Raw genomic sequence first — 22,504 nt, forward strand, 5'->3', positions numbered from 1 at the left:
AGGCGGCTCACTCCCACACGTTTCGTAACTCAGCTGGCAGTGCTGTAGCGCCGTACGCCGGATTCGAGCTGGGGAATTTGCGCCGCAACGCTGCCTGACGCTTGGAACAGTACCAAGTGTTCAGCGGCGACACGAATGCCAACCTCCGCGCCCACCTGGTGGTCGGCATGGCTGGGAAAAATCGACTCCAGCTGTGCGCCGGTCGGCAGTTGCAGGCGGTACAGGGTGGACGCGCCGAGGAAGGTCTTACCGACAATCCTTGCCTTCAACGCGCTGTCGGGCGCATAGACGATATCGTCCGGGCGCAGCAATACATCCACCGCACCGCCCGTAGGCCAGGTATAGGCACGGTTGCCGCGCAGATCGCCCAGCTCGGTACTGACCGACTCCGGTGAGCTCAACTGCCCACGAATGAAGTAGCCCTGGCCGATAAAGCTGGCCACGTAAGGCGTCTGCGGTTCGTGATAGAGGTTGTAGGGCGTGTCCCACTGCTCCAGCCGGCCTTCTTTGAACACGCCCACCTGATCGCTCACCGCGAAGGCTTCTTCCTGGTCATGGGTGACCAGGATCGCACTGGTACCGCGCGCCTTGAGAATATCGCGCACCTCATGGCTGAGCTTGCGGCGCAATTCGCCATCCAGGTTAGAGAATGGTTCGTCCAGCAGCAGCAATTGCGGTTCCGGCGCAAGGGCGCGGGCCAGTGCCACACGTTGTTGTTGGCCGCCGGACAGCTCATGGGGAAAGCGCTTGCCCAGGTTTTTCAGGTTGACCAGTTCCAATAGCTCGGCCACCACACGCTCTTTTTGCGGGTGCTTGCGAATGCCAAAGGCGATGTTGTCGGCCACACTTAGATGGGGAAACAGCGCGTAGTCCTGGAACACCATACCGATGCGACGTTTCTCAGGCGCCAGGGTGAAACCGGCGCTGGAGATGACTTCGCCTGCCAGACTGATCTCGCCTTCATACACCGGCTCGAACCCAGCGATGGCGCGCAGGGTTGTGGTTTTGCCGCAGCCGGAGGAGCCCAGCAGACAGCCGATGTCACCGGCATTGAGGTGCAGATTGAGGTTCTGCACCACGCGTTGGTCCTGATAGCCGCACGCCAGGTTGCGCAGGTTCAGCAGTAATGAATGGCTCATGCGTGGTGGTACGCCGGCTCGACCAGAAATTCGAGCAGGGCCTTCTGTGCGTGCAAGCGATTTTCGGCCTGATCCCAGGCGACCGAGCGCGGGTCGTCGAGTAGGTCGAGGCTGATTTCTTCGCCACGGTGCGCAGGCAGGCAGTGCATGAACAGCACGTCCGGCGCGGCCAGGTCGAGCAGGTCGCGGTTGACCTGGTAGGGCGCGAACAAGGCCAGGCGCTTGGCGGTTTCGTCTTCCTGACCCATGGAGGTCCACACGTCAGTGCTCACTAGGTGCGCGCCAACCACGGCGTCTTTTGGATCGCGCAGCAGTTGCACGCGGCCATCGGCCTTGGCCAGGAACTCAGGGTTAGGCTCGTAGCCTTCCGGGCAGGCGATGCGCAAGTGGAAGTCGAATTGAATCGCCGCTTCTATATAGCTGTTGCACATATTGTTGCCGTCGCCGATCCAGGCCACGGTCTTGCCCTGGATCGAGCCGCGGTGCTCAAGGAAGGTTTGCATATCGGCCAACAGCTGGCAGGGGTGCAGGTCATCGGACAGGCCGTTGATCACCGGCACGCGCGAGTTGGCGGCGAATTCGGTCAGGGTGCTGTGGGCGAAGGTTCGGATCATCACCGCGTCGAGCATGCGCGACATGACGATGGCGCAATCGCTGATCGGCTCGCCACGGCCCAGTTGAGTGTCCCGCGGCGACAGGAAGATGGCCTGGCCGCCCAGCTGAATCATGCCGGCTTCGAAGGACAGACGGGTGCGCGTAGATGATTTCTCGAAAATCATCCCGAGTACGCGGTTTTTCAAAGGCTCGAACAGAACGCCGCGGTTACGCAGGTCTTTAAGCTCAATGCCTCGACGGAGCACGCTGACCAGCTCTTCGGGCGTGCAATCCATCAGGGAGAGAAAGTGCCTTGCGCTCATCATTAACTACCTTTTGCAACAGACCGCAGATACTCAAAGCCTTGTTTATTGTGACAACGGGCGAGACCTGCGGCGAAAGCCGCACGGGGGCGACGAAATAGGGGAAGGCGCGATATTGACATTAAATGTCGCGTCTTACCAATAGGGCTACGTTTTTAGGGGTTTTCAAGCAGGGCGCCGAGGCGCGTTTGAAGACAATTTCCTGACAGCAGCGGCCCATTTGTACACTGGCCTCGCAACCTTTTGCAACGCGAGGAGGCGGGCTCGGGCCAGGCTGCGTCGGTTTCAGCCGGTATGGGTGGGGTTCTGCAACATTTGCTCATGCTTAGCCATGGCCCGGCCTGATGCCCGGCGATTCACAGGACGAACGATGCTGGCGCCCATTGAGGTCGCGGCCCATAGTCAGCCCAAAGCCCCCATAAAGAGACTGGCCATGACCAAGACTCTCCACCACCGTGCCTGCCATCTATGTGAAGCCATCTGTGGTCTGACCCTGGAAACCACCCGTAACGACGACGGCCGCCTGGCGATCACCTCGATCAAGGGCGACCCGCAGGATACTTTCAGTCGTGGTCATATCTGCCCTAAAGCTGTGGCGCTGCAGGATATTCAAAACGATCCCGACCGCCTGCATCAACCCATGCTGCGGGTGGGCAGCGAATGGCAGCCGATCCCATGGGAGGAAGCATTCGCCCTGGTGGCCGAGCGGCTCGCGGATATTCAGACACGGCACGGGCAGAATGCGGTGGCGGTGTATCAGGGCAACCCCAGCGTGCATAACTATGGGCTGATGACCCACAGCAACTACTTCCTCGGCCAGCTCAAAACGCGCAACCGGTTTTCCGCGACGTCCGTGGACCAATTGCCCCATCACCTCACCAGTCACCTGATGTACGGCCATGGCCTGCTGCTGCCGATTCCGGATATCGATCACACCGACTTCATGCTGATCCTGGGCGGCAATCCACTGGCGTCCAACGGCAGCATCATGACCGTGCCGGATGTGGAAAAGCGCCTCAAGGCGATCCAGGCCCGTGGCGGCAAAGTGGTGGTGGTCGACCCCCGGCGCAGCGAAACCGCAGCAATTGCCGATCAGCACCTGTTCGTACGGCCTGGTGGCGATGCAGCCCTGTTGTTTGGTGTGCTCAACACCTTGTTCATCGAAAACCTGACTCGCGTCAGCCATTTGCCGGTTGAGGGGCTGGACGAGGTTCGCCGTGCGGTCAGCGGCTTCACCGCCGAGGCGATGAGCCGCCAGTGTGCCGTGCCGGCCGCGCAGATTCGCCAGTTGGCGCGGGATTTCGCCGCAGCGGACAAGGCTGTCTGTTACGGGCGCATGGGTGTATCGACCCAAGCGTTCGGTACCTTGTGCCATTGGCTGGTGCAGTTGATCAACCTGGTGACGGGCAACCTGGACAGGGTGGGCGGCGCCTTGTGCACGTCGCCGGCGGTGGACTTGGTGGCATCGACCGGAGGCGGCCATTTCAACCGCTGGCAGAGCCGGGTGTCCGGGCGCCCGGAATACGGTGGCGAGTTGCCGGTATCGGCACTGGCCGAGGAGATGCTGACCGAAGGGGATGGCCAGATCCGCGCCTTGGTGACGGTGGCTGGCAATCCGGTGCTGTCTACGCCGAACGGTCGCCAATTGGAGCAGGCGCTGGATGGTCTGGAGTTCATGGTCAGCGTCGATCTGTATATCAACGAGACCACGCGTTACGCCGACCTGATCCTGCCGTCCACATCGGCGCTGGAGAACGATCACTACGACACCACCTTCAATATGTTCGCGGTGCGCAATGTCACTCGGTTCAATCGCGCGATCCTGCCCAAACCCGAAGGTGCGTTGCATGACTGGGAAATCTTCGTGGGCCTGGCTCAGGCATTCGCGGCGAAGACCGGCGCGGCCCTGAAGCCGACCATGCCGCCGGCGCAGATGATCGACTACGGGCTGCGTGCCGGGGCTTATGGCGATGCGTCCAGCCACAAGTTGTCACTGGCGATGCTGGCCGATCATCCCCATGGCGTGGACCTGGGCCCGCTGCGGCCCAACCTTGCCGAGCGCTTGAAGACCGCGGACGGCAAGGTGCAGGCGGCTCCAGCGGTGATCCTCGCCGACCTGGCGCGCTTCGCGGCTCAGCCAGCACCGATGGCTGATGAGCTGTTGTTGATCGGCCGTCGGCATGTGCGCAGTAATAATTCCTGGATGCACAACTATCACCGCCTGGTGAAAGGCAAGCCGCGCCATCAGTTGCACATGCACCCCGACGATCTGGCTCAGCGCCAGCTAAGCGATGGCCAGCGGGTACGGGTCAGCTCACGTATCGGCATGATCGAGGTGGAGGTGGTCGCCACTCAGGACATGATGCCCGGCGTGGTCAGCCTGCCCCATGGCTGGGGGCATGGTCGCCCCGGCGTGCGGATGAGCATTGCCAGCGAACAGCCAGGCGCCAGCGCCAATGACCTGACCGACGAGCGGCAGTTGGATGAGTTATCCGGCAATGCGGCCTTGAATGGCGTGCCCGTGCAAGTCGCCGCGGCGTAAGGAGCCCGAGCACCCTGCGGGAATTTTGCGTTACAATGCGCCACCGTGCCGACCTGTGAGTCGCAAAGTTCCTGCAGAGGTGTTCCATGGATATCATCGAAACGATCAAAGAGCAGATTGCCAACAACACTATTCTGCTTTACATGAAGGGTGCTCCGAACGCTCCTCAATGCGGTTTCTCCGCGAAGGCGTCCCAGGCCGTCATGGCGTGCGGCGAGAAGTTCGCTTACGTCGATATCCTGCAAAACCCAGAAATTCGTGCCAACCTGCCTAAGTACGCCAACTGGCCAACCTTCCCACAACTGTGGGTGGCCGGTGAATTGGTCGGCGGTAGCGACATCATCGTTGAGATGGCGGCTGATGGTTCGTTGCAAGCGCTGATCAAAGACGCAGCGGCAAACGCGGCGGCCAAGACAGACGCTTGATTCGACCGCATTAAAAAGCCCCGCTTCTCGAAAGAGAGCGGGGCTTTTTTGTATCTGCCAGCGAAGGGTTACTCACCCATCTGCGATTGCAGATAGTTCTCCAGGCTGACTTTGTCGATCAGGCCCAGTTGAGTTTCCAGCCAGTCGATATGTTCTTCCTGATCTTCGAGGATATCTTCCAGCAGTTCACGGCTGCCGAAATCTGCGCTTGTTTCGCAATGAGCGATGGCGGCCTTGAGGTCGCTGTGGCTCTTGCGTTCAAAGCCCAGGTCGCTGCCGAGCATTTCCTGGGTGTGCTCGCCGATGTTCAGCTTGCCCAGGTCCTGCACGTTTGGCAGGCCTTCCAGGAACAGGATGCGTTTGATCAGCGCATCCGCGTCCTTCATGGCCTTGATGGATTCTTTGTATTCACGTTTGCCGAGCTTTTCCAGGCCCCAATCGTCGTACATGCGCGCATGCAGGAAGTACTGATTGATCGCGACCAGTTCATTGGCAAGGATTTTGTTGAGTTGCTGGATGACTGAGATGTCGCCTTTCATGACTGGGGTCCTGCCCTGTAATAGCTGTGTATAGGGCGGAGTTTGAGCGGCGAACTCTGTAGTGTCAAACCTAAGTTATTGAATAATAAATGAAAATTAATCGGAATAAGAATGTTTGTGTTCCGCGTCTTGACGCTAACTAGTTGAATTACGGGCATAAAAAAACCGAACACTAAGTTCGGTTCTTTAAAACATGCCCGATCAGGCGTGAGTAAATTCTGCTGAATAGGGGAGCGAAGCCTGCGCGGTCTGCAGCTGCGTCAGGGTTTCCCGTACCACTTGCTTGGCAAGACAAGCGCATTTACCGCACTGGCTGGCAACGCCGGTGGTTTCACGCACTTCCTTGTAGCTGCAGCAACCTTCGTAGATTGCTTCGCGGATTTGTCCGTCGGTGACGCCAGTACAGAGGCACACATACATAAGGGAGAACCGTCGCGGGTTTAGGGCTTAAGTGCGATGGATCTTAATGTTAACGAGAATGATTGTCAAAGTAGATTCATGGACTTTTCGCGCTGGCGCCCTCGCGCTGACGAACGGTTTTTTCCGTGTATGATGGTCGGTCTTCACGAAGCGTGACTGCGTCACAGGCTCGTCGCTTGAACACGGCAGACTCTGGATCGGTCCTTTTACTTCAATCTTCATCCCACATCAGGAGATACCCCATGAGCGTACTCGTCGGTAAACAAGCCCCGGATTTCGACGTACCTGCCGTTCTCGGCAATGGCGAAATCGTTGACAGCTTCAAACTGTCTGAAGCCATCAAAGGCAAATACGGCCTGGTGTTCTTCTACCCGCTGGACTTCACCTTCGTCTGCCCTTCGGAGCTGATCGCTCTGGACCACCGCATGGACGATTTCAAGGCGCGTAATGTTGAAGTGGTTGCCGTGTCCATCGACTCCCATTTCACCCACAACGCCTGGCGCAACACCGCCATCAACGATGGTGGCATCGGCAAAGTCAAATACACCATGGCTGCCGACATGAAGCACGAGATCGCCAAGGCTTACGACGTTGAATCCGAAGGCGGCGTGGCTTTCCGTGGCGCTTTCCTGATCGATGACAAGGGCGTTGTTCGCTCGCAAATCATCAACGACCTGCCACTGGGTCGTAACATGGAAGAGCTGATCCGCCTGGTCGACGCGCTGCAATTCCACGAAGAGCACGGCGAAGTGTGCCCTGCCAACTGGAAAAAAGGCGACAAAGGCATGAACGCCTCGCCAGAAGGCGTGGCCGCTTACCTGACCGAGAACGCTGGCAAGCTGTAAGCCACGTTTACGGTAAAAAAAACCGGCCTGAGAAGGCCGGTTTTTTTATGCGTGGGATTCCATCTCAGTCGTTGAAGTCTTCCCAGCCGCCCATCTGCTTCCAGCGATTGACGATGCCGCAAAACAGCTCGGCGGTCTTTTCGGTGTCATAACGCGCCGAGTGGGCTTCACGACCGTCAAAGTCGATGCCGGCGGCCTGGCAGGCTTTGGCCAACACCGTCTGGCCGTAGGCCAGGCCGGCGAGAGTGGCAGTGTCGAAGCTGGAGAACGGGTGAAACGGGTTGCGCTTCATGTCCAGACGCGCCACGGCGGCGTTCAGGAAGCCCAGGTCGAAGCTGCTGTTGTGGCCAACCAGGATCGCGCGTTTGCAGCCGTTGGCCTTCAACGCCTTGCGCACGCCACGGAAGATATCGGTCAGCGCCGCTTCTTCGCTCACCGCCATGCGCAGCGGGTGATCAAGCTTGATCCCGGTGAATTCCAATGCGGCGGCTTCGATATTGGCGCCTTCGAACGGTTCGACGCGGAAGAAGTGGGTATGCTCCGGGAACACGAAACCCTGTTCATCCATACCAATGGTGGTGGCGGCGATTTCCAGCAACGCGTCGGTGGCGCAATTGAACCCACCGGTTTCTACGTCGATGACAACCGGCAGATAGCCGCGAAAACGCTCGGCCATCGGGTGGCGGGAACCGCCACCACTGTGCTCGTGTTCGTCATCGTAATGGTCTTCACTCACTTGCTTTCCTCCAGCAGGCGCCAGCGCAGTGTTTCACCGGCGCGCAGCGGGATGACAGTCAGCTCGCCGAACGGCAGGCTGGCAGGGGCGGTCCAGTCTTCACGAACCAGGGTGATGCGATCTGTGTTGGCCGGCAGGCCGTAGAAGCGTGGGCCATTGAGGCTGGCGAAGCCTTCGAGCTTGTCCAGCGCGTTACGCTGTTCAAATGCTTCGGCATACAACTCGATAGCGGCGTACGCGGTGTAGCAACCGGCACAGCCGCACGCCGCTTCCTTGGCGTGCTGGGCATGGGGGGCCGAGTCAGTGCCGAGGAAAAACTTCGGATTGCCGCTGGTAGCGGCATCCAAAAGCGCCACTTGGTGAGTATTGCGCTTGAGGATCGGCAGGCAATAGAAGTGTGGACGAATCCCACCCACCAGCATGTGGTTGCGGTTGTACAGCAGATGATGCGCAGTGATAGTCGCGCCGACGTTGGCCGGGGCCTCGGTGACGAACTGCACGGCATCGGCCGTAGTGATGTGTTCGAACACCACCTTGAGCGTCGGAAACAACTCCACCACCCGGCGCATATGCTCATCGATGAAGATCTTCTCGCGATCGAACACATCGACGTCGCCACGGGTGACCTCACCGTGGATCAGCAGCGGCATGCCGACTTCCGCCATGGCTTCGATGGCCGGCAGGATCTTGTCGATGCTGGTCACACCGGAGTCGGAGTTGGTGGTGGCGCCAGCGGGGTACAGCTTGGCGGCGTGCACGAAACCGCTGGCCTTGGCCTGGCGAATTTCTTCCGGCTGGGTGCGGTCGGTCAGGTAAAGCACCATCAGCGGTTCGAAGCGGCTGCCGGCCGGCCGTGCGGCGAGGATACGCTGGCGATAGGCGTCGGCTTCGGCGGCATTACGTACCGGAGGTACCAGGTTAGGCATGATGATGGCGCGGCCAAACGTGCGCGCAACATCGGCCACGGTGTGGGGCAACGCAGCACCATCGCGAAGATGAATGTGCCAGTCGTCGGGACGCAGCAGGGTCAGGCGGTCGGACATTGGGGATTCCAGGCGGGTCAATCTGTTGGGAATGCTACCGGAAAAGACTCGCGCAGGCACTCGCTATCAAGTTTTGCGCGATACGACCGATAGCTCTGGGTATGCCTTAACGATGTATGACGCTTTGAAGTGTTGTAGAAACCAGTGGAGCCTCCCGTGCGCCAGCATTATCTAGCCCTGCTCAGTGTGTTCGCCAGCCTGCCTGCGATGGCACTCACGTTCCAGACACGTCTGGAGAATATTGAGTGGAAGGTAGAAGGCGACCAGTTCGAGTGCCGTCTAACCCAGCCGATCACTGATTTCGGCTCAGGTGAGTTCGTGCGCCGGGCCGGCGAGCAGGCAACATTTCGCCTGAAAGCCTTCAACGGTTCGCTGGGTGCTGGATCGGCCACCTTACTGGCGGCTGCCGCTCCCTGGCAGCCGGGTCGCGGTGACATAAACCTGGGAGCGGTGCGCGCCGGGAGCGGCGACGTCCTGTTCAATAGTTCTCAGGCCCAGGCCGGGCGTTTGTTCATCGGCTTGCTCGAAGGGCGTTCGCCTACTGTGCGGCATTACGGGCGCGAGGGTGGGTATTCGGAGATCCGTTTACTGCCGGTGAAATTCAATAAGGCCTACAGCGACTATCAGTTGTGTACGACTAAATTGCTGCCAATGAACTTCGATCAGGTCAAGCAGACCGTGGTGGGCTTCCCCGGCGGCGGTATCGAACTGGATGCGGCGGCCAAGCAAAAGCTGTCGGTGATTCTCGCATTCATGAAGGCCGATCCGACCGTCAACCATATCGAGTTGAATGGCCATTCGGACAACAGCGGCAATCGCCTGAGTAATCGCGATATCTCGCGTCGGCGCGCCCTGGCGGTCATGGATTACTTCAAGGCCAATGGCATCCCGGAATCCCAGATCACCTTGCGGTTCTACGGTGAAAGCTACCCTCTGGCGCCCAACACCAATGCCGCCAATCGCGCCCGTAACCGTCGCGTGAATATCCAGTTGGAAAGAGTGGCGGCCCCCGAGAAACCGGCGCCCCAAGCCGCGGCACCCAGCAATCCGGCGCACACCTCATAAGGTGCGACCATCGGTCGCCAGATTGACATAATCTGTCGCTTTATCTTCATTTGCTGTCGCGCCTCTGTAAATCCACGGTTTTGATCGGTAGAATCGACGCCTTTCCGTACAACCCCGTGGAGTGATGGCATGGCCGACGTAAACAAGGTCGTTCTCGCGTATTCCGGCGGCCTGGACACTTCGGTGATCCTCAAGTGGCTGCAGGATACTTATAACTGTGAAGTGGTGACCTTCACCGCTGACCTGGGTCAGGGCGAAGAGGTCGAACCTGCACGTGCCAAGGCGCAAGCCATGGGCGTGAAAGAGATCTACATTGACGACCTGCGCGAAGAGTTCGTCCGCGATTTCGTTTTCCCGATGTTTCGCGCCAACACCGTCTACGAAGGCGAGTACTTGTTGGGTACCTCCATCGCACGCCCGCTGATCGCCAAGCGCTTGATCGAAATCGCCAACGAAACCGGCGCCGACGCCATTTCCCATGGCGCCACCGGCAAGGGCAATGACCAGGTGCGTTTCGAACTGGGCGCCTATGCGCTCAAGCCTGGTGTCAAGGTGATTGCACCTTGGCGCGAATGGGACCTGCTGTCCCGTGAAAAGCTGATGGATTACGCCGAAAAGCACGCAATCCCGATTGAGCGCCACGGCAAGAAGAAATCCCCGTATTCCATGGATGCCAACCTGCTGCACATCTCCTATGAAGGCGGCGTGTTGGAAGACACCTGGACCGAGCACGAGGAAGACATGTGGCGTTGGACCGTCTCCCCTGAAAAGGCGCCGGATACCCCGCAGTATCTGGAACTGACCTACCGTAACGGCGATATCGTGGCGCTGGACGGCGTCGAGATGACCCCGGCCACCGTACTGGCCACTTTGAACCGCATCGGCGGCGAGCACGGTATCGGCCGTCTCGATATCGTCGAGAACCGCTACGTGGGCATGAAGTCCCGCGGTTGCTACGAAACTCCGGGCGGCACCATCATGCTGCGCGCGCACCGCGCTATCGAGTCCATCACCCTGGACCGCGAAGTGGCGCACCTCAAAGACGAGCTGATGCCCAAGTACGCCAGCCTGATCTACACCGGTTACTGGTGGAGCCCGGAGCGTCTGATGCTGCAACAGATGATCGACGCTTCCCAAGCTCACGTGAACGGTGTTGTGCGCTTGAAGCTGTACAAGGGCAATGTGATCGTCACTGGTCGCAAGTCGGATGAGTCGCTGTTCGATGCCAACATTGCCACCTTCGAAGAAGATGGCGGCGCTTACAACCAGGCAGACGCTGCTGGCTTTATCAAGTTGAACGCATTGCGTATGCGCATTGCTGCCAACAAAGGTCGCTCGTTGTTCTGATTCGCGGATACGCTTGAAAAAAGCCCCTTGTTTAAGGGGCTTTTTTTCGCCTGGATGTTTTAGAAATACGGAACGTTTATCACGTTTAAAATCTGTAAGTTCTATTCGCAAAAAATTGTACTGAACATTTTTTTTTGCACAGATGGTGGTGAGCGATTTGTAGGAGTGCGAAGAATTTTATAATTAATCGGGAACTGGTCTTACAGAAAATTCACTCATACAGAGGTTATGTGAGTGTGATTAGGGAAAGTTCTGTAGGAATTCAGGGTGTAAGCAAATATGTTTATTGGAACTGAAACAAACGATTTTTTTCCATCTGCGTCAGCGCCTACTTTGCTCTGGCAAGGGGCATTTCCTGAAAGTCATGTGGGGCTGGGTTACCGTGTGTGCAGAGTCATCCGTAGATTTTATTCAAGTTATGTAAGCCCCCGGAAAGGTCTGAAAGGCTGCATAAAACTAGATACATCCGACTTGGTGTTTTTTTGTAGGGCAATTCCCTTATGGCTGTGGGTTGGGTCTCTGCTTGCTGTTGCTTGGGGGGGGACGCTATGCCAACTAGGAAACGACTAGGCTATTGTGCTTGCTCTGAATAATTCGAACAGCGAAATTGGACTTTCTTATGAATAAAGTGCTGATCGTGGATGATCATCCTGTCATTCGTCTTGCTGTGCGTATGCTAATGGAGCGTCATGGTTATGAAGTTGTTGCCGAGACTGATAACGGTGTCGATGCGTTGCAACTTGCACGGGAACATATGCCGGATATTGTCATACTGGATATTGGAATTCCCAAGCTTGACGGGCTGGAAGTTATTTGCAGGCTGTCCTCAACCAAACAGCCCACGCCGTTCAAGGTGCTGGTGCTCACGTCTCAAGCCCCTGGGCATTTTTCAATGCGCTGCATGCAGGCGGGAGCCGCCGGCTATGTGTGTAAACAGCAGGATCTGACCGAGCTGCTCAGCGCCATCAAGGCGGTTCTGTCCGGCTACAGCTACTTCCCCAACCAGGCGCTGAATTCGGTGCGCTCCACCATGGGGAATGCCAGCGAGGCCGATATGGTCGAGCGTCTGTCGGGGCGTGAGATGATGGTGTTGCAGCAATTGGCCCGTGGCAAGACCAACAAGGAGATCGCTGACGGTATGTTTCTTAGCAACAAGACGGTCAGCACCTACAAGACACGCTTGCTGCTCAAGCTCAATGCCCGCTCCCTGGTGGACCTGATCGAACTGGCTCAGCGCAACGGTCTGGTGTAGGGGAGGGCATAACGCCCTATATAGTCAGGGTAACCGGCAGAAAAAAGCCTCCGTCAGGGAGGCTTCCGGTGATCGACCGCTTGGTCAGAGGTCGAAATCGTAATCGGCCAATTGCTTTTGCAAGCGTCGCTCTTCCAGAAGATTGTCGATGGTGCGGCGTTTGCTCAGGTTGGTCTTGGCCACTTCTGCAACAGGTGCATCAGTTCCATCGTCATCCGACTCCACAAGGTCGTCTTCGATTTCCAATTGTTCTTTGCCAGCGCTCATAAGGTTAACTCCAGGCTAAGACTGCCGTTGGCGCTCCTTATAACGATAATCCGCGGGCGGGTAAAAAAGATTTTTTCAATCGTAAGATGAAGAAAATCAATGATTCCTCAATCGTCGGATGTCTTGTCTTTGTATTCACACAAATCTTCGATCCGACAGCTTCCGCAACGGGGCTTTCGGGCTTGGCAGACGTAGCGTCCATGCAGGATAAGCCAGTGGTGGGAATCGAGCAGGTAGGGCTTGGGCACGAACTTCATCAGTTGCTTTTCTACCTCCACCACGTTTTTCCCGCGAGCAATACCGGTGCGGTTGCTGACTCGGAAAATATGCGTATCCACGGCCATGGTGAGTTGTCGAAAGGCGGTGTTGAGCACCACGTTGGCGGTCTTGCGACCCACGCCTGGCAGGGCTTCTAGTGCTTCACGGGTTTGCGGCACTTCGCTGCCGTGCCGCTCTATCAGCAAGCGACAGGTCTCGATCACATTCTTGGCTTTGCTGTTGTAAAGGCCGATGGTCTTGATGTACTCCGACAGCCCTTCAACGCCCAGGGCATAGATTGCTTCAGGTGTATTGGCCACGGGAAATAACTTGGCCGTGGCCTTATTGACACCCACGTCCGTGGATTGGGCTGACAGGATCACCGCAATCAGCAGCTCGAACGGTGACGAGTAAGCCAGCTCGGTCTTGGGTTCAGGATTGTCTTCGTGAAGCCTGCGAAAAATTTCCAGGCGTTTTGCGGCATTCATGAGGCGAAATGTTCCTTGCAGACGGTCAGCGGGATGTCGAAGTGGAGAGCCCTGTGTGAGGCTCTGCGAGCGATAGTCCAAGCAGCATAAGCCTGACGGGCATCAATGTGTGTCATGGCCGCGCCGAAAAGGCCAGCAAGGCCAGGTTACGTGCCTGTTACAGCTCAGTCACCATGGCAATCCACCTGGCGTTGAGCTTCATCGAGTCTGTGCTGTGCATCCGCCAGTTGCTGCGCGTCGGCCTGTTGGTCCTGGGCCTTCTTCAACTCGGCGCGGCGCATCGCCAGCTGAATCTTCGCGCGTTTAAGGTCAGCAGAATTGCGGTTGGGTTGTTTGGCTACCGGAGCGCCACTGAACTCCAGCGCTGCCAGGGCCTGCTCCGCCGCCTCGAACTGCTGCTGGAGGACAATCAGTTGCGATTGTTGCTCAAACGTCGGCGGATGCCCAAAGGCTTTCAAGGATTTGTGCAGTTGGGCACGGCTCATGGTTACATTGACCTTGGCCTTCTTCACTGCCGCATCGCGTGCTGCTTGTGCTGCGTCTATCGTCGTTACTTCTACAGGTGCCGAGCGCTTGGAGCGGGCCAGGCGTTCGGCGAGTTTGTGTGCTTCTTCGCGCTGCAGGCGCGCGTTACGTTGTTCGAAGCGGCGACGGGCGCGACTGCGTTTGACCTCGCGCTCAAGGCGTTCTTCATCATCGCTCGCCAAACCACCCACAAGCGCAACGACGCTGAGCGGCGCACGCATCTCGATGCAATCAACCGGACAGGGCGCCACGCAAAGGTCACAGCCGGTGCACTCGTCGATGATCACCGTGTGCATCAGTTTGGCGGCGCCGACAATGGCATCCACCGGGCAGGCCTGGATACATTTGGTGCAGCCGATGCACTCGGCCTCGCGGATGAAGGCGATTTGGGCGGGCCCGTCTCCTCGGGTGGTGTCCAGTTCCAGCATCGGCACGTTCAGCAATTGCGCGAGCCCAGCAATGGTCTCCTGACCACCGGGCGGGCACTTGTTGATAGCTTCACCCTTAGCAATTCCTTCGGCGTAAGGTTTGCAGCCTGGGTGCCCGCATTTGCCGCATTGGGTCTGCGGCAGCAGCGCGTCGATACGTTGAATGAGGTTCATGCTGAGATCGTTGTCATGCCGGTTGATTAAACAAACAGAGCCTGATTATCCGGCAGGCAAGAAGGGAGGCTAGCTGCAAAGCCCCGTCGCCGAAACGACAGGGCTTGTTGTGCAGATTTACTTGATGCGCTGACCCGGCTTGGCGCCACTGTCAGGGCTGAGCAGGTAGATTTCTTCACCGCCAGGCCCCGCCGCCATCACCATGCCTTCGGAAATACCGAACTTCATTTTCCGCGGCTTGAGGTTGGCGATCATCATGGTCAGGCGACCATCGAGTTTGGACGGTTCCGGATAGGCGCTCTTGATCCCGGAGAACACATTGCGCCGCTCATCGCCGATATCCAGCGTCAGGCGCAACAGTTTGTCGGCACCTTCCACCGCCTCGGCCTTGACGATGAGGGCAACGCGCAGATCGATGGCGGCGAAGGCGTCGAAATCGATTTCCGGGGACAGCGGATCCTTAGCCAGTTCGCCATTGCCGGCCGGTGCGGCGTCGCCGGTGTCGGTCTGGCTGGCGGCCAGGTCTTCTTTCGAAGCGTCAGTCATGGCTTGTACTTTCACAGGGTCGATGCGCGTCATCAGCGGCTTGAACGCGTTCAACGGGTGGTTGGCGAGCAAGGTGGCGTGGTCGTTCCAGGTCAGGGGGGCGACATTCAAGAACGCCTCGGCATCGGCGGCCAGCAGTGGCAGCACCGGTTTGAGGAAGATCACCAACTGGCGGAACAGGTTGACGCCCGTGGCGCAGATCGCCTGCACCTCAGCTTCTTTGCCTTCCTGTTTGTTCAGCGCCCATGGGGCTTTATCTGCGATCCAGGCGTTGGCGCGGTCGGCCAGGCCCATGATCTCACGCATGGCGCGGGCGAAGTCGCGGGCTTCATAAGCATCGGCGATGCTCGGCGCGGCGGCCAGGAAGGCGTCGGTCAGTTCCGGTGCGGCATTCTCGGCCACCATCACGCCAGCATTGCCCTTGTGGATAAAACCGGCGCAACGGCTGGCGATGTTGACGACTTTGCCCACGAGGTCAGAGTTGACCTTCTGCACGAAGTCTTCCAGGTTCAAGTCCAGGTCGTCGACGCCACGGCCAAGTTTGGAGGCGTAGTAGTAGCGCAGGTATTCCGGCGACAGGTGGTCCAGGTAGGTGCGCGCCTTGATGAAGGTGCCACGGGACTTGGACATCTTCTGACCATTGACGGTCAGGTAGCCGTGCACATTGATGCCGGTCGGCTTGCGGTAGCCTGAGCCTTCAAGCATTGCTGGCCAGAACAGGGCGTGGAAGTTGACGATGTCCTTGCCGATGAAGTGATACAGCTCGGCCGTGGACTCCTTGCTCCAGAACGCGTCGAAGTCCAGCTCCGGCGTGCGGTCGCAGAGGTTCTTGAAGCTGGCCATGTAGCCGATCGGCGCGTCCAGCCACACATAGAAGTACTTGCCTGGCTCGCCTGGAATCTCGAAGCCGAAGTACGGCGCATCGCGGGAGATGTCCCACTGCTGCAGCCCGGCATCCAGCCATTCTGCGATCTTGTTGGCCACCGCGTCCTGCAAAGTGCCGCTGCGGGTCCAGGTTTGCAGCATCTGCTGGAAATCCGGGAGCTTGAAGAAGAAGTGCTGGGAGTCCTTGAGCACCGGGGTGGCGCCGGAAATCGCCGACTTGGGATCCTTCAGGTCGGTGGGGGCGTAGGTGGCACCGCATTTTTCGCAGTTGTCGCCGTACTGGTCTTCAGTGCCACACTTCGGGCAAGTGCCCTTGATGAAGCGGTCGGCCAGGAACATTTTCTTTTCCGGGTCGAAATACTGGGTGATCGAGCGAGTGGCAATGTGGCCGGCTTCTTTCAATCGCAGGTAGATCTGGCTCGATAGCTCGCGGTTTTCTTCGGCGTGGGTCGAATGGAAGTTGTCAAAGTCCACCAGGAAATCGGCAAAGTCGGCGCTGTGTTCAGCCTGCACATTGGCGATCAGTTGTTCCGGCGTGATGCCTTCCTTTTCGGCGCGCAGCATGATGGCCGAACCGTGGGCGTCGTCCGCGCAGACATAAATGCATTGATTGCCGCGATGCTTCTGGAAGCGCACCCACATATCGGTCTGGATGTACTCAAGCATATGGCCAAGATGGATGGAACCATTGGCATAGGGCAGGGCGCTGGTGACGAGGATCTTGCGTGGCTCGGACATGGGGCTCGGCTACTTGATGAAACGGAGGTCGGCCACTATAAAGCGCCGGCAAATTTATTTCACCCCGTGGCGTTGTTTCAGCATCCTGCAAACTGTCGAAAGCATGCCGTTACGTGGCCGGAACGGTTAGGATAGCCGCCTGTTTCAGTCAGTCTTTTTCGGGAGTAGCCCATGAGCGCCGTGAATCGCGCAGCGGTGGAAGCCGTTCTTCGCCAGTACACCGACCCCTATTTGAACCAGGACCCGGTGAGCGCCGGCTGTGTGCGAGCCATTGAGGTCCAGGGCGATCAAGTCTCGGTCCAGTTGGAGCTGGGCTACGCCGCCGGCCTGTTCAAGAACGGCTGGGCGCAGATGCTGCAGATGGCCATAGAAGGTTTGGACGGCGTACGTTCGGCCAAGGTCGATATTCAATGTGTCATCGCCGCGCACAAGGCGCAGGCGCAGATCCCGGGCTTGGCCAACGTCAAGAATGTGGTTGCAGTGGCGTCCGGCAAGGGCGGGGTGGGCAAGTCTACTACGGCGGCCAACCTGGCCCTGGCCCTGGCCCGCGAAGGCGCACGTGTGGGCATCCTCGACGCCGATATCTACGGCCCGAGCCAAGGCGTGATGTTCGGTATCGCCGAAGGCACGCGGCCGAAGGTCAAGGATCAGAAGTGGTTCGTGCCTATCGAGTCCCTGGGCGTGGAAGTAATGTCCATGGCGTTCTTGACCGATGACAACACGCCAATGGTCTGGCGAGGGCCGATGGTTTCCGGCGCGTTGTTGCAACTGGTCACCCAGACAGCCTGGGGCGACCTGGACTACCTGGTCATCGATATGCCGCCCGGCACCGGTGATATCCAGCTGACCCTGGCGCAGAAGGTGCCGGTGGCGGGTTCAGTGATCGTTACCACACCTCAGGATCTGGCGCTGCTGGACGCGAAAAAAGGCGTGGAGATGTTCCGTAAGGTCAACATTCCGGTGCTGGGCGTCGTGGAAAACATGGCGGTGCATATCTGCTCCAATTGCGGTCATGCCGAGCATTTGTTTGGTGAAGGCGGCGGCGAGAAGCTGGCCACCCAGTATGGCGTCGAGCTATTGGCCTCGCTGCCGTTGTCGATGCTGATCCGCGAACAGGCTGATGGCGGCAAGCCTACGGTAATGGCTGAGCCTGATAGCCAAATCGCCATGATTTATCAGGAACTGGCCCGCCACGTGGGCGCGCGGATCGTGCTGCAGGAAGCGGCCATGCCATCCATGCCGACGATCACTGTCAGCGAGGATTGACGCGAGGAGGGGGCGATTACGCTTTTGCGCAATGTCTCATGTAAGCATTCGCTTACTTTTTCGTAAGCGAATGGTTTTTTTCCTCGCCCTGGGTGGCTAAAAAATGCGAAAGACTTTTCTATCTTATTGAAACATAACAATTATTTAGGGGTGTTCTGTTACGTCGGCGTGCTGGAGTGGATGTAGCATCCCGTTGAACTTCCCTTGGAACTCTCTAACATCAGCCCTGTGTCCACGGATTGACACGGCCATCAAGGAACGATGGTTAAAGGAATATCGCGGGATGCGATTCATCAGGATGATGAAAAGGAATAAAGGGACTAAGGAAAAAATGTGGGCGGGTCATACCGCCCCTTTTTTCGCCTGTAGAAAAGTAAAAGCAGGTCCAGGAAATGCAAAAAGGCCCGCAAGGGGCCTTTTGAGGAACGGTGAGTTATCAGCGTTCGAGGTCGGCGATTTTGCCGGTCTTGCCATCCCACTCTTCGGCGTCAGGCAGCGCGTCTTTCTTCTCGGTGATATTGGGCCAGATATCGGCCAATTCAGCATTCAACGCGATGAAGTTCTCCATGCCGGCAGGCACCTCATCCTCAGAGAAGATCGCGTTGGCCGGGCATTCTGGTTCACACAGGGCGCAATCAATGCACTCGTCCGGGTGGATGACCAGGAAGTTCGGGCCTTCGTAAAAGCAGTCCACCGGACAGACTTCTACGCAGTCGGTGTACTTGCACTTGATGCAGTTGTCGGTGACGACGAAGGTCATTTCTAATTTTCTCCTCAGGCGGCGGCAGCGAAACCCTTAATGGCAGGGCTCGCGAGGTTCGGGAGCGATAGTCTGCAGGCCAGGCTAAAAGCCAGCAGCATCCCAAACCGCGCGAGAGTCTACCAGTTTGCAGGCCTGTGCGTTATATCCGAGTCTTCAGTGCATATAACATTTCGAGTGCTTTACGCGGCGTCAGATCGTCCAACTCCAGCTTGGCCAGTTCATCCAGCACGGGGTGGGGCAGGCTGGCGAAGAGATCGCTCTGATGTGGCGCGGCACTTTGTCGCTGAGTCTTGGCGGGACTGGCAACCGCAGTTTCGTGGGGTAACGCAGTGGTTTCCAGGCGACTGAGGTGTTCGCGGGCGCGGCTGATCACGTCGTTCGGCACACCGGCCAGTTGCGCAACAGCCAGGCCGTAGCTCTGACTGGCCGGCCCCGGCAATACATGGTGCAGAAACACGATACGCTCGTTGTGCTCGGTCGCGTTCAAGTGCACGTTGGCCACCAGCGGCTCGCTTTCCGGCAGTACGGTCAGCTCGAAATAGTGGGTGGCGAACAGCGTGTAGGCGCGTAAATGTGCCAAGCGCTCGGCGGCGGCCCAAGCCAGGGACAGCCCGTCGAAGGTGCTGGTGCCGCGACCGACTTCGTCCATCAGCACCAGGCTGCGTTCGGTGGCGTTATGCAGGATATTGGCGGTCTCGCTCATTTCCACCATAAAGGTCGAACGCCCACCGGCCAGGTCATCGCTGGAGCCGATCCGGGTGAAAATCCGGTCTACCAGGGACAGCTCGCAACTGGCCGCCGGCACAAAACTGCCGATATGCGCCAACAACACGATCAACGCTGTCTGGCGCATGTAGGTGGATTTACCGCCCATATTCGGACCGGTGATCACCAGCATGCGGGTATCGTCATCCAGCGACAGATCGTTGGCGACGAACGGCGTGGTCAGCACCTGCTCCACCACCGGGTGACGCCCCTGCACGATGCGCATGCATGGCTCGCTGACGAACCGCGGACAGTTGAGGTCAAGGTTGAGGGCGCGTTCGGCCAGGTTGCTCAACACGTCCAGTTCCGACAACGCGGCAGCCGTGTCTTGCAGCGGCGCCAGTTGGCCGATCAGGTCTTCGAGCAGCGCCTCATACAGCATCTTTTCCCGCGCCAAGGCACGGCTTTTGGCTGACAGTGCCTTGTCTTCGAACTCCTTAAGCTCCGGGGTGATAAAGCGTTCGGCACCTTTGAGCGTCTGGCGGCGCTGATAGTCGATCGGTGCCTGTTCGGCCTGTTTGCTGGGCAGCTCGATAAAGTAGCCATGCACGCGGTTGTAGCCGACCTTCAGATTGGCCAGGCCAGTGCGGGCTTTTTCGCGGGCTTCCAGATCGATAAGGAATTGCCCAGCGTTTTCGCTCAGGGCTTGCAGCTCGTCCAGTTCGCTGTCGTAACCGGTCTTCAGTACGCCACCGTCACGGATGATGGCCGGCGGGTTATCGATGATGGCTTTTTCCAGCAGCGCCGCCAGTTCCGGGTAGGTGCTGGTGGTCACGGCCAATTGTTGCAGGTGCGGTGCGTCCAGCTCGCTCATGGCCGCTTGCAGCTGCGGCAGGGCGCCGAGCGCATCGCGCAGGCGCGCCAGGTCGCGCGGGCGCGCATTTCGCAGGCCGATCCGCGCCAGAATGCGCTCGATATCGCCAATTTCCTTGAGCTGCGGCTGCAGCTTTTCAAAGCGGTAACCATCCAGCAGGCAGGTGATGGAGGATTGGCGCGCTTGCAGCACCTTCAGATCCCGCAGCGGACGGTTCAGCCAGCGGGTCAGCAGGCGGCTGCCCATGGCGGTCTGGCAACGGTCGACCACCGATTGCAAGGTGTTGTCGCGCCCGCCGGCCAGGTTGGTGTCCAGCTCCAGGTTGCGACGGCTGGCGCCATCGAGCACCACTGTATCGTCCAAGCGTTCGTGGCGCAGGCTGCGCAAGTGCGGCAGGGCGGTGCGCTGGGTTTCCTTGGCATAGCTGAGCAGGCAACCGGCGGCGCCGATGGCCAGGGTCAGGGTTTCGCAACCGAAGCCTTTAAGGTCTTGCACGGAGAATTGCTGGCACAGGCTCTTGAGCGCCGAGTCACGCTCGAAATCCCACGGCGCGCGACGTTTGGTCCCACGCCGTTTTTCCGCCGGCAAATCCTTGGGCCAATCGTCCGGGATCAGCAACTCCACGGGATTGATGCGCTCCAGCTCTGCCAGCAGGTTCTCCCAGCCCTTGATCTCCAGAACTGTGAAATTGCCGCTGGTGATATCCAGCACGGCCAGGCCGAACAAGCGCTCATCCCCCAGCACCGCCGCGATCAAGTTATCGCGACGCTCATCCAACAGTGCTTCATCACTCACCGTACCCGGCGTAATGATGCGCACCACCTGACGTTCCACCGGGCCTTTGCTGGTGGCCGGATCGCCGATCTGCTCGCAGATCACCACCGACTCACCCAGCTTTACCAGCTTGGCCAGATAGCCTTCGAGGGAGTGGTAAGGAATCCCACACATCGGAATTGACTGCCCCGCCGACTGCCCGCGCGCGGTCAGCGTGATGTCCAGCAGCTTGGCAGCCTTCTTCGCGTCTTCATAGAAGATCTCGTAGAAATCGCCCATGCGGTAGAACATCAACTGATCAGCGTGCTGGTTTTTCAAGCGCCAGTACTGCTGCATCATCGGGGTGTGGGAGGACAGATCGGACGTGTTCTTACTCATCAGATAGTTAGCAAATTCGTTGAAAGGAGTGGGGCAAAGGTGGGGCGCTCGGCCCTGCTTATTGCAATGGCCGCAAGGTTAACATGTGAAGTCGGCGCTTCGCAGGTTGCAAACCGGTCTACAAAGCGCAGAGACGCTGCCCCTGATACAGCGCGACTTGTGCATAAAATATGCAAATTAGCATTTGCCAAGCTGCAAAACACCCGGCACTATCGCCGTTATGCAAAAACGCAACGTTTCTATCGTATTAAGAGAATTGCTGGACCGCGACCGGATCTCCCCCACGGAGCTTCACCGGCGTACCGGTGTGCCTCAGTCCACGCTGTCTCGGATCCTCAGCGGCAAGATTGTCGATCCGTCTGACAAGCATATCTCCCGCATTGCCGAATACTTTGGCGTGAGCACCGACCAACTGCGAGGGCGCGTGGCCGTAGGCGCTGCGCGGGACGACGGGCGCGACCCGATGCATTCGGAACTCAAGGACATAAGCCTGTGGGACGACGACACCCCTATCAATGACGATGAGGTGTCGATCCCCTTTCTGCGCGAGGTTGAATTGGCTGCTGGATCAGGAAGATTCGTCATCGAGGAAAGCGAGAAAGCCAGCCTGCGTTTTGGAAAGCGCAGCTTGCGACACAATGGTGTGCAATTCGACCAGGCCAAGTGTGTGACGGTGCGCGGCAACAGCATGTTGCCAGTGCTGCGCGATGGCGCCACCGTTGGGGTCAATGCGGGCAAGAGCGGCATCGGCGATATCGTCGATGGCGATCTGTATGCCATTAATCACAATGGCCAATTGCGGGTCAAACAGCTCTATCGCCTGCCATCCGGGATTCGTCTGCGCAGCTTCAACCGCGACGAGCATCCGGACGAGGACTACAGTTTCCAGGAAATCCAGGACGAGCAGATCAGTATCCTCGGCCATGTGTTCTGGTGGGGCATGTACGCGCGTTAACCCAATTCAGTAGGACAAAACCCGCCAAGCAGCGGGTTTTTTTTCGCCTGCAAAAAGCCAGTAACCCCTTGAATCCCCAAGCCAAAAATGCACAAGGGCATATCCGGAGTGAAAATAAATGCATTTACGCATTGACTGTATATGCATACATGCATATTCTTCATCTCAAGCCAGCCAACAAGGCCTGGTGGAGGCGGCAAGGATGCTGCC

The 22,504-nt window shown here is 58.3% G+C and carries 20 protein-coding genes; 8 read left to right on the forward strand and 12 right to left on the reverse strand.

What is annotated here, in order from left to right; genetic code table 11:
- Positions 1–29: 29 nt before the first annotated feature.
- Positions 30–1,139, reverse strand: coding sequence for an ABC transporter ATP-binding protein (locus QRN41_RS18160; protein ID WP_034137171.1), 1,110 nt, complete (start codon positions 1,137–1,139; stop codon positions 30–32).
- Positions 1,136–2,056 (reverse strand): ornithine carbamoyltransferase, encoded by a 921-nt coding sequence (gene argF / locus QRN41_RS18165; protein WP_034111959.1) that lies wholly within the window; start codon positions 2,054–2,056, stop codon positions 1,136–1,138. Before argF ends, QRN41_RS18160 begins: the two co-directional genes overlap by 4 nt.
- A gap of 433 nt (positions 2,057–2,489) precedes the next feature.
- Between argF and QRN41_RS18170 the strand changes: the two genes are divergently transcribed.
- Both QRN41_RS18170 and grxD read left to right on the forward strand, forming a co-directional pair.
- On the forward strand, positions 2,490–4,598 hold the full coding sequence (locus QRN41_RS18170) for a molybdopterin oxidoreductase family protein (RefSeq protein WP_285421951.1): 2,109 nt from the start codon (positions 2,490–2,492) through the stop codon (positions 4,596–4,598).
- An 86-nt stretch (positions 4,599–4,684) separates the two neighbouring features.
- Positions 4,685–5,023 (forward strand): Grx4 family monothiol glutaredoxin, encoded by a 339-nt coding sequence (grxD, locus tag QRN41_RS18175; RefSeq protein ID WP_034096132.1) that lies wholly within the window; start codon positions 4,685–4,687, stop codon positions 5,021–5,023.
- 68 nt (positions 5,024–5,091) lie between these two features.
- On the opposite strand, the gene bfr is transcribed toward grxD, so the two are convergent.
- Both bfr and QRN41_RS18185 read right to left on the reverse strand, forming a co-directional pair.
- The gene (bfr, locus tag QRN41_RS18180; protein ID WP_034096133.1) at positions 5,092–5,562 is read right to left on the reverse strand and encodes a bacterioferritin; all 471 of its coding nucleotides are present in this window, start codon (positions 5,560–5,562) and stop codon (positions 5,092–5,094) included.
- Between the two features lie 201 nt (positions 5,563–5,763).
- Positions 5,764–5,982 (reverse strand): bacterioferritin-associated ferredoxin, encoded by a 219-nt coding sequence (locus QRN41_RS18185; protein ID WP_034096134.1) that lies wholly within the window; start codon positions 5,980–5,982, stop codon positions 5,764–5,766.
- Between the two features lie 242 nt (positions 5,983–6,224).
- Between QRN41_RS18185 and QRN41_RS18190 the strand changes: the two genes are divergently transcribed.
- On the forward strand, positions 6,225–6,827 hold the full coding sequence (locus tag QRN41_RS18190) for a peroxiredoxin (RefSeq protein ID WP_034096135.1): 603 nt from the start codon (positions 6,225–6,227) through the stop codon (positions 6,825–6,827).
- A 64-nt stretch (positions 6,828–6,891) separates the two neighbouring features.
- Here the strand turns inward: QRN41_RS18190 and rnt are convergent, their stop codons facing one another.
- Together rnt and pyrC are read right to left on the reverse strand one after the other, a co-directional pair.
- Positions 6,892–7,563 carry a ribonuclease T gene (gene rnt, locus QRN41_RS18195; protein ID WP_010564138.1) on the reverse strand — a complete coding sequence of 224 codons (672 nt, stop codon included), beginning with the start codon at positions 7,561–7,563 and terminating at the stop codon, positions 6,892–6,894.
- Complete coding sequence (gene pyrC / locus QRN41_RS18200; protein WP_034137174.1) at positions 7,560–8,606, reverse strand: dihydroorotase; 1,047 nt, start codon at positions 8,604–8,606, stop codon at positions 7,560–7,562. Before pyrC ends, rnt begins: the two co-directional genes overlap by 4 nt.
- 156 nt (positions 8,607–8,762) lie before the next feature.
- On the opposite strand from pyrC, the gene QRN41_RS18205 reads away from it, so the two are divergent.
- The 3 genes from QRN41_RS18205 to QRN41_RS18215 all read left to right on the forward strand — a co-directional run bounded on the left by QRN41_RS18205 (position 8,763) and on the right by QRN41_RS18215 (position 12,270).
- Positions 8,763–9,671, forward strand: coding sequence for a flagellar protein MotY (locus tag QRN41_RS18205; protein ID WP_034137175.1), 909 nt, complete (start codon positions 8,763–8,765; stop codon positions 9,669–9,671).
- A gap of 129 nt (positions 9,672–9,800) precedes the next feature.
- Positions 9,801–11,018: an argininosuccinate synthase gene (locus QRN41_RS18210; RefSeq protein ID WP_034096138.1), complete on the forward strand. Its 1,218-nt coding sequence runs from the start codon at positions 9,801–9,803 to the stop codon at positions 11,016–11,018.
- 619 nt (positions 11,019–11,637) lie between these two features.
- Positions 11,638–12,270 carry a response regulator transcription factor gene (locus QRN41_RS18215; RefSeq protein WP_094064811.1) on the forward strand — a complete coding sequence of 211 codons (633 nt, stop codon included), beginning with the start codon at positions 11,638–11,640 and terminating at the stop codon, positions 12,268–12,270.
- Between the two features lie 84 nt (positions 12,271–12,354).
- On the opposite strand, the gene QRN41_RS18220 is transcribed toward QRN41_RS18215, so the two are convergent.
- The 4 genes from QRN41_RS18220 to metG form a co-directional block, all read right to left on the reverse strand.
- Positions 12,355–12,537 carry a PA3496 family putative envelope integrity protein gene (locus QRN41_RS18220; RefSeq protein WP_285421952.1) on the reverse strand — a complete coding sequence of 61 codons (183 nt, stop codon included), beginning with the start codon at positions 12,535–12,537 and terminating at the stop codon, positions 12,355–12,357.
- Between the two features lie 107 nt (positions 12,538–12,644).
- Positions 12,645–13,283 (reverse strand): endonuclease III, encoded by a 639-nt coding sequence (nth, locus tag QRN41_RS18225; protein ID WP_034096141.1) that lies wholly within the window; start codon positions 13,281–13,283, stop codon positions 12,645–12,647.
- 164 nt (positions 13,284–13,447) lie between these two features.
- On the reverse strand, positions 13,448–14,410 hold the full coding sequence (gene rsxB / locus QRN41_RS18230; RefSeq protein WP_285421953.1) for an electron transport complex subunit RsxB: 963 nt from the start codon (positions 14,408–14,410) through the stop codon (positions 13,448–13,450).
- Between the two features lie 117 nt (positions 14,411–14,527).
- Positions 14,528–16,579 (reverse strand): methionine--tRNA ligase, encoded by a 2,052-nt coding sequence (gene metG / locus QRN41_RS18235; RefSeq protein WP_285421954.1) that lies wholly within the window; start codon positions 16,577–16,579, stop codon positions 14,528–14,530.
- A 171-nt stretch (positions 16,580–16,750) separates the two neighbouring features.
- On the opposite strand from metG, the gene apbC reads away from it, so the two are divergent.
- Positions 16,751–17,845, forward strand: a complete 1,095-nt coding sequence (gene apbC, locus QRN41_RS18240) for an iron-sulfur cluster carrier protein ApbC (protein WP_034096144.1) — start codon at positions 16,751–16,753, stop codon at positions 17,843–17,845.
- A 436-nt stretch (positions 17,846–18,281) separates the two neighbouring features.
- Here the strand turns inward: apbC and fdxA are convergent, their stop codons facing one another.
- Both fdxA and mutS read right to left on the reverse strand, forming a co-directional pair.
- Entirely contained in the window at positions 18,282–18,605 is a 324-nt protein-coding gene (fdxA, locus tag QRN41_RS18245) for a ferredoxin FdxA (RefSeq protein ID WP_034111970.1), read from the reverse strand.
- Between the two features lie 142 nt (positions 18,606–18,747).
- Positions 18,748–21,339 (reverse strand): DNA mismatch repair protein MutS, encoded by a 2,592-nt coding sequence (mutS, locus tag QRN41_RS18250; protein ID WP_285421955.1) that lies wholly within the window; start codon positions 21,337–21,339, stop codon positions 18,748–18,750.
- A gap of 220 nt (positions 21,340–21,559) precedes the next feature.
- On the opposite strand from mutS, the gene QRN41_RS18255 reads away from it, so the two are divergent.
- The gene (locus QRN41_RS18255; protein WP_080761400.1) at positions 21,560–22,294 is read left to right on the forward strand and encodes a LexA family transcriptional regulator; all 735 of its coding nucleotides are present in this window, start codon (positions 21,560–21,562) and stop codon (positions 22,292–22,294) included.
- The last annotated feature ends 210 nt before the right edge of the window (positions 22,295–22,504 follow it).

Source organism: Pseudomonas sp. efr-133-TYG-23 (assembly GCF_030209215.1).
Classification (GTDB): domain Bacteria; phylum Pseudomonadota; class Gammaproteobacteria; order Pseudomonadales; family Pseudomonadaceae; genus Aquipseudomonas; species Aquipseudomonas rhodesiae.